The sequence below is a fragment of the Mycobacterium gordonae genome (genome assembly GCF_001417955.2).
Classification (GTDB): domain Bacteria; phylum Actinomycetota; class Actinomycetes; order Mycobacteriales; family Mycobacteriaceae; genus Mycobacterium; species Mycobacterium gordonae_B.
The window spans coordinates 1-6195 of sequence record NZ_LKTM01000078.1 but is presented as its reverse complement, the minus strand read 5'-3'; the positions used below and the strand labels follow the sequence as shown (position 1 = coordinate 6195).

Below are 6195 nucleotides of genomic sequence, written 5' to 3'. Positions count from 1 at the left end.
ACCTTCATTCATTCGGCTACGACACGCCGGACATCCCGATCAGGCCCGGCTCGTACACCACCCTGCTGGACGCAACCTGCACCTGTTCGCCGCATGGTCGGGGTCCTGCGAGCGCCAGCGTCGCGCCAGGCGCTCAATGCGGCTCAGAGCAGCCCTGTCAATTGCTTCTAGGGGCCAGGCAGCCACAGCCACTGGCCGTAGGGCGACAGTTTGCAATATAGGGTTCCATTCGTGGTGTCTGCCGTTAGGCCCGGCACCATGCAGGAGCTGCCAGCGGGGATGTTCAGGGGCTGATGCAAAGCCGGATTTGGGATGAGGCCGGGTGTCAATGTCCACTCATAGCCGTCCGTGCCCTCGATTCTTTCGCAGTAATAGATCGCGCCGTCCGGGCCGGTGCCAATGGTGCCTCCGGGGGGTGGACATGCCGAACCGAGTTGTCCTGCAGGCGGGTACGTCGGCCGCGGCGCCGTCGACGGGGTTGGGGATGGAGGCAAGGCGTTACTAGTAACCGGTGCCGGCGGCGGAGCACTCGACGGCTCAGGGGCAATGACGTGCGGGGTCGGGTTCGCGGAGTCCGTGGTACGCCGTGCATCTGTACTAGGCGTTGAGATCGCTGGCCCACTGTGGCGGGCCCAGGGCCGAAAGAAAAGCCCGCCGGCGACCAGGACCACCAAGACCGCTGCCATGAGCAGGCCACGGCGGTGGGGACGGCGCCATGTTTCCTCGGTTGCCGGTGCAGTGACCCGAATATGGGCCTGCTGGGTTGTCGCGGTGGGCGAAAACTCGTTGTCGGTCTTTGTTAACCCCTCGCTGAGTGCTTGGGCGAAGTCCCGGCAGGACGGAAATCGATTTTCAGGACCCTTGGCGAGTGCCCGTGCGAACGCGGCATCGAAGCATGCGAGTTCGGCATAAATCGACGAGGGCGCCGGGGCGGGTTCGGTGAGATGTTGGCTGATGACGGCAATTTGGTTGGAATGGGGGAACAGAGGCATGCCAGTGAGGAAGTGGTAAGCGGTTGCAGCCAAAGCGTATTGGTCGGCGCGCCCATCGAGGGCTTTGCCCATGAGTTGTTCGGGGGCGGCGTAGGAGAAGGTTCCCAAGGTGAAATTGGTCGAGGTTAAGCCGGCGGGGTCATCGAGAGGGCGGGCAATTCCGAAGTCGGCGAGGTATGCCCGTCGGTTGCCATCCCGGTCGGGTTGTGCGAGCAGGATGTTGGCCGGTTTCACGTCTCGGTGGAGCAAGCCACGATCATGGGCGTAGTCAAGGGCCTCGGCGATAGCCGTGATGACGGTCAGGGCTTCTTTAACGGGCATCCCTGCGGGACAGCTGTCCCGCAACCGCTTGGCTGCATCAGTGCCATCCACATACTGGGTGGCCAGCCACAGCCGATCGTCATCCTCGCCCCGGTCATGGATGGTGACGATGTTCGGGTGCTCTAGGTCAGCAATGGAGTCGGCTTCGCGGATGAATCGCTGCCGGAAGGTTTCGTCGGCCGAGACGTCGTGCCGCAGGATCTTCAGGGCTTCCCGGCGTGGTAGTCGCGGGTGTTGCGCCAAGTAGACGTCGCCCATGCCGCCAGCGCCTAACAGTCTGATAATCGTGTAGCCAGCGAATACATCGCCCACCCCGAGCGTCATCTCGGGATCCTATCGCCGCGCACGGTACGTCCGGGTTCCGGAGATGGCGGTAGATGCTCAGCCAATAGAGCCGCTGGCGTCGACTTCTCGGCCAGCCGATCGCCGTCAAAAGGGTGCCTACGGCGACGAGACGCGCGTCTCCATATTGACCGGCCTCGACGGCGGCGCGCTCGCGACCGGATGCGAATAGCGATGCCGCCGCGCGGCCGGAAGCCGGTTCGGCCGTCGACGTATTCCCGCGGGTCGTCCTCGCTGGACGGTCAACGCTGGCGAGGACCATCTGTCGGGGGTTCGGGGTAGCACGCCGTAGCGTGGACCATCGGCCGCCTGGCCGGTCCGCTGAGCATTGAGGAAGGCGTCGCACCGTGCCCACACCCCGCGAGATCGTCCGACTGCACTTTCCGTGGGACGTTCCTGTCGATCTGCAGGACCACCCCGTCTACCTCTTGATGCGCCTACACGGCGACTACATGGCGACCGGAGGCCGGGACATGCCCGTCGACGACGTCGCCGCGGTGCACGAGTTCCACGCTCAACTGCGTGAGCACGACTGGGTTGTCGAATACGACCCCAACATCACCGCCCCTGACGGGATCGACGAACGGCCCGGTTTCGTTTACCGGACCCGCACCATCGAGGATGATGACCTGATCATCCGCAATAACGGGCATACCGTGATCACCGACGAAGGCGAACTCATCTGGCGCTATCCGCCTGACCTCAAGTGCTGACCCCGAGATAGCAGCACCATTGAACGCCTGCGAGGTCGATGTCGGCCAGGACCTCCGCCTGCTTCTAGGGGCCTGTGCCCGGGTCAGTGCACGACCAGGCGTGTTGCCGGAAGAGTGATCGAAAAGCCTTCTGTGTACGGCTACCGTGTTCCTCGTGAGACGCTCGGTATCCGCCACTGCTCTTGCAGCTACATTTCTGCTAGTAAGCTGTAGTGTGCAAACGTCCCCGTCGTCTAGCTCGTCGCGCACAGAGGCGCCAGCGGCCACAACGCTCCAAGGTCCGCGCTCGCAAGTCGTCAAGCAACTGACACTGCCAGCAGGCGCAGAACTCCTTGCCGGTGACAGCGGACACGGCTGGGAAATGTGGAGATTGTCTCAGTCAGTGTCTGGCGTGCAGTCGTATCTGGCGCCTCAGCTGCCAATCTCACGAACCTACGACGGTATGTCTTGGTGCAAGACGATCACCAAGACAAACGAAACGAGGTGGCTGTGGGGGTCGCAGGACAACGGGCTCTCGATCGCCGTCTATAAGGGTGCCTACGGCGACGAGACGCGCGTCTCCATCATGACCGGCCTCGACGGCGGCGCGCTCGCGACCGGATGCGAATAGCGATGCCTCCGCGCGGCCGGGACCCAGTTCGGCCGCCGACGAGCTCCCGCGGGTTCTTCAACGCAAGGCGCCGCCGGGCGCACTCCATGATGGGACTCCCGGCGAGGCTCCGGCGAAGCTCGGTTCTTAAACGTGTCGAAGCCGCCCGCTGCCGTTGCGCACTCCACAGACCCGGTCCCCCGGCGGGGGAGTAGCGCAATTTGATACTGAGCAAGCGAACACGCCATTTGGAGCCAGAGCGCTCAGGCTGGTTCATCTGATGAACCGATCGTTTTGCACTCGCTCCAATCGACTGAGGCCAAAAGCGCTCCATACGAGCGCAATACATACTGCGCGGGTTATCGGCACGGGAGTTAGTGTCGAAATACATTACGGTGCAACATGTTAGAAATCATGACGGACTTTACTGGTAACCCGCAGTATTCGAATCCGCCGTATCCCACGCGGCCTGCACGTTGCGGACACCTCGGCATCGAGCAAACTAGATGTCTGGGCATCGCGGCCAGCGGAGTGCCGACGCGCGCCCCGGGCGCACCTGGTGCTGGGCTCCACGACTTTGCTGGCCACGCTAATGGGGCGCAGTTTTCCCAGGACGTTGGACTCAGCTAAATCGGCGTCGTTGGGTTGCCGGTACCGGAACAAGCTGCAGATCCGCAACACGTAGACCGCCGTACAGCAGCGAGTACAGCAAGGCGGTCGATTCCGGGGAACCACCAACCGGGTCCCCCTCAGGGTGGTCTCCTTTCGGTGTTGGGTGTCTTTCATGCGGTAGGACTGGCCCGCCCACTCGTTATTTTCACCTTCACCTTGCGCTGCTGAGCCATGAGGTCTTCAAGCTGGTGCTCTGCCTCCTGTGGTATGGCATAGGCGACCTAAAGGGACGTTCGGCCGTTCCTCAATTAGGTCGGCGAGTTTCTCGTAGCGGCGTACGTCATTGCCCAGTTTGCGGATGACGAACTCTCCTTCCTCGGACGGGAGAGAGAACGTCAGAGGGACAGTCCCGGCTGGACCGAAGTCTCGGATCCGGCGGGGCCCCCACCTTTGGGCAGACCGGTCGGAGGGATCTCGATGCATACGGACAATGGGGCGAAGTGCAGACAAGCTTGGGCCGAGGCGGAACGAGTCGGTCGAGTAGACCAGCTCGCTGGCCGCGATTTCCTCGAGCCATTTGGCGCTGGCCGCATCGGCGGACTCGGGCAGCGGGGCTATCGTTCCGCGGCCGAAGAGACACGCTTCGAGGCCCTCGAAGCCCCGCACACCATGGCGGCGTGCATATTCCACGCGACCAATTAGGTCGTCTTCCGAGAGAATTGCCGATGTCTGCGCCGCGATGCTTTGGGCTCTCTCGCGGGCCTCGGTGCGCGCATCGTTTCGATACCGTTCGACGAGCGCAAGCTCACGTGGGCCCAGTTGGTGGCCGCGGGAAGAGTTGACAGGTGGTTCTGCTGCCAACTCATGGGAGACGGTGTCGCTGCCATCGCGGCGTGTCACGGCGCGTAAGAGATCCAGTCGGGCAAGGACGGTCCCGTCGAAGTGTTCACGTATCCGTGCGATAGCGCCTGGTGGGACGTCGGGTCGCGCCAAGTACGAAGCGACATGCCCGGCCAGCCTGTCCGATGATGCGTTGCAGACGTAATAGCCCGCCTCTCCCTGAGGCACTTTCTCGGCGGATCTCTCCAGCCTGCCGTCCCGCCATAGCAGCGTCCAGGCCTGAGCGTCGGTCACCTCGCGTCGGGTCAGCAGTGCCGTCCATGCTCGGAGCATTGGAGTAACTGAATCGAGGGCCCAGCCTAAGACGTTGGGTGGGATCTCGATGCGCGCGCGGGCTATCGCCAGCTGGAGGTAATCCGGCTCTTCCGGAAATGGAGTGCAGGTGAGCGTGGCGGATGGCCGCGATTGCAGGTCGTGTCGGTGAGCTGAAACGGGCCCCGGTAGGCAGAGGATGCAGGTTCTCACACCATTGCAGACCTGCCACCGGGGAGCCCTGTGACTGACTCTACGTCGTTGCCTGCCGCTGTTGTCGCCGACACGATCATGCGTACCGTCGAACTCGGGGTGACGATCACCGACGCCGCCGTCGACGGCGATGCCACGGTGGTGTTTTGCAACCTGGTCGATGACGGCCGACGGCACTGCCCCGGGTGTGGTGTCGACGGGATCTACCGCGACACCGTGATCCGCCGGGTCACCGATGTGCCGGTGGTCGGGCATCCGCTACGACTGCACGTTCGTGTACCGCGCTACCGCTGCGTGGCCCCCGACTGCGACCGAGAAGTGTTCGCCCACAACACCGATCGCCTCGCTCGGCGCGGATGGTCGACCACTCGGCGCTGTGCCCGCTACATCTGTCGCCGGCTGATGATCGACCGGGCCACCGTCGCCGCCGTGGCGCGGGAACTGGGGCTGTCGTGGGACACCGTCAACACCATCGCCGTCGACGCTACCCAGATGATCGTGGCTGCCGACACCGGCCGGCTCGACGGGGTCCGGGTGATCGGCGTGGACGAACATCGCTGGTCGCATGTCCGGCGGACCGGTGAGGACGGCTATGTCACCGTCATCGTCGACCTCACCGCGGTCCTTGAGGGCACCGGCCGGGCTCGGCTGCTCGACCTGGTCCCCGGGCGTTCGGCAGTCGCGCTCAAGACCTGGCTGGCCGACCGTAGCTCAGTGTTTCGAGACTGCATCGAGGTCGTCGCCATGGACGGGTTCGGCGGCTACAAGACTGCGACCACCGAGCAGATTCCCGAAGCTACCTCGGTGATGGATCCGTTCCATGTCGTCGCGCTGGCGGGCCTGAAATTGGACTTGTGCCGCCAGCGCGTCCAGCAGCAGACGTGCGGGCATCGTGGCCGCACCGGTGACCCGCTCTACGGCGCCCGCCGCACGTTGCGAACGCGCTACCCGCTGCTCAGCACTCGCCAAAAGGTCCGGCTGGAAACGGTTTTCGCCGACGAGAACCACATAGGAGTCGAGATCTGTTGGGGGTTCTACCAGAAGATGATCGCCGCCTACGCCCATCCCGACCGGCGTCGCGGCAAGGCCATGATGACCGCGATCATCACCACGCTGCGCCGTGGTGTCCCCGAACAGTTGGAGGAATTGGCCCAACTCGGCCGCACCCTGCACCGCCGCCGCCACGGAACTTGTCAAGGCGGATGAGTCCATCGGGTGTTAAGCGGCGGTCGTGTCGGCCTCCTGGGCTGGTGGGTTGATC

The 6195-nt window shown here is 63.8% G+C and carries 4 protein-coding genes; 3 read left to right on the top strand and 1 reads right to left on the bottom strand.

Annotated elements, in window-relative coordinates; translation table 11 throughout:
* Positions 1-167: 167 nt before the first annotated feature.
* Entirely contained in the window at positions 168-1637 is a 1470-nt protein-coding gene (locus AO501_RS09165) for a serine/threonine-protein kinase (protein ID WP_055577420.1), read from the bottom strand.
* 365 nt (positions 1638-2002) lie between these two features.
* Between AO501_RS09165 and AO501_RS09160 the strand changes: the two genes are divergently transcribed.
* The 3 genes from AO501_RS09160 (at position 2003) to AO501_RS09150 (ending at position 6140) form a co-directional block, all read left to right on the top strand.
* Entirely contained in the window at positions 2003-2368 is a 366-nt protein-coding gene (locus AO501_RS09160) for a hypothetical protein (RefSeq protein WP_055577419.1), read from the top strand.
* Between the two features lie 442 nt (positions 2369-2810).
* Entirely contained in the window at positions 2811-2978 is a 168-nt protein-coding gene (locus AO501_RS09155; protein WP_156452423.1) for a hypothetical protein, read from the top strand.
* Positions 2979-4964: 1986 nt separating this feature from the next.
* Entirely contained in the window at positions 4965-6140 is a 1176-nt protein-coding gene (locus AO501_RS09150; protein ID WP_231752416.1) for an ISL3 family transposase, read from the top strand.
* Positions 6141-6195: the final 55 nt, after the last annotated feature.

Excerpts from the sequence above, each read along its gene's own strand:
- AO501_RS09155 (WP_156452423.1), top strand. The coding sequence starts at position 2,811 with ATGTCTTGGTGCAAGACGATCACCAAGACAAACGAAACGAGGTGGCTG.
- AO501_RS09165 (WP_055577420.1), bottom strand. The coding sequence starts at position 1,637 with ATGACGCTCGGGGTGGGCGATGTATTCGCTGGCTACACGATTATCAGA.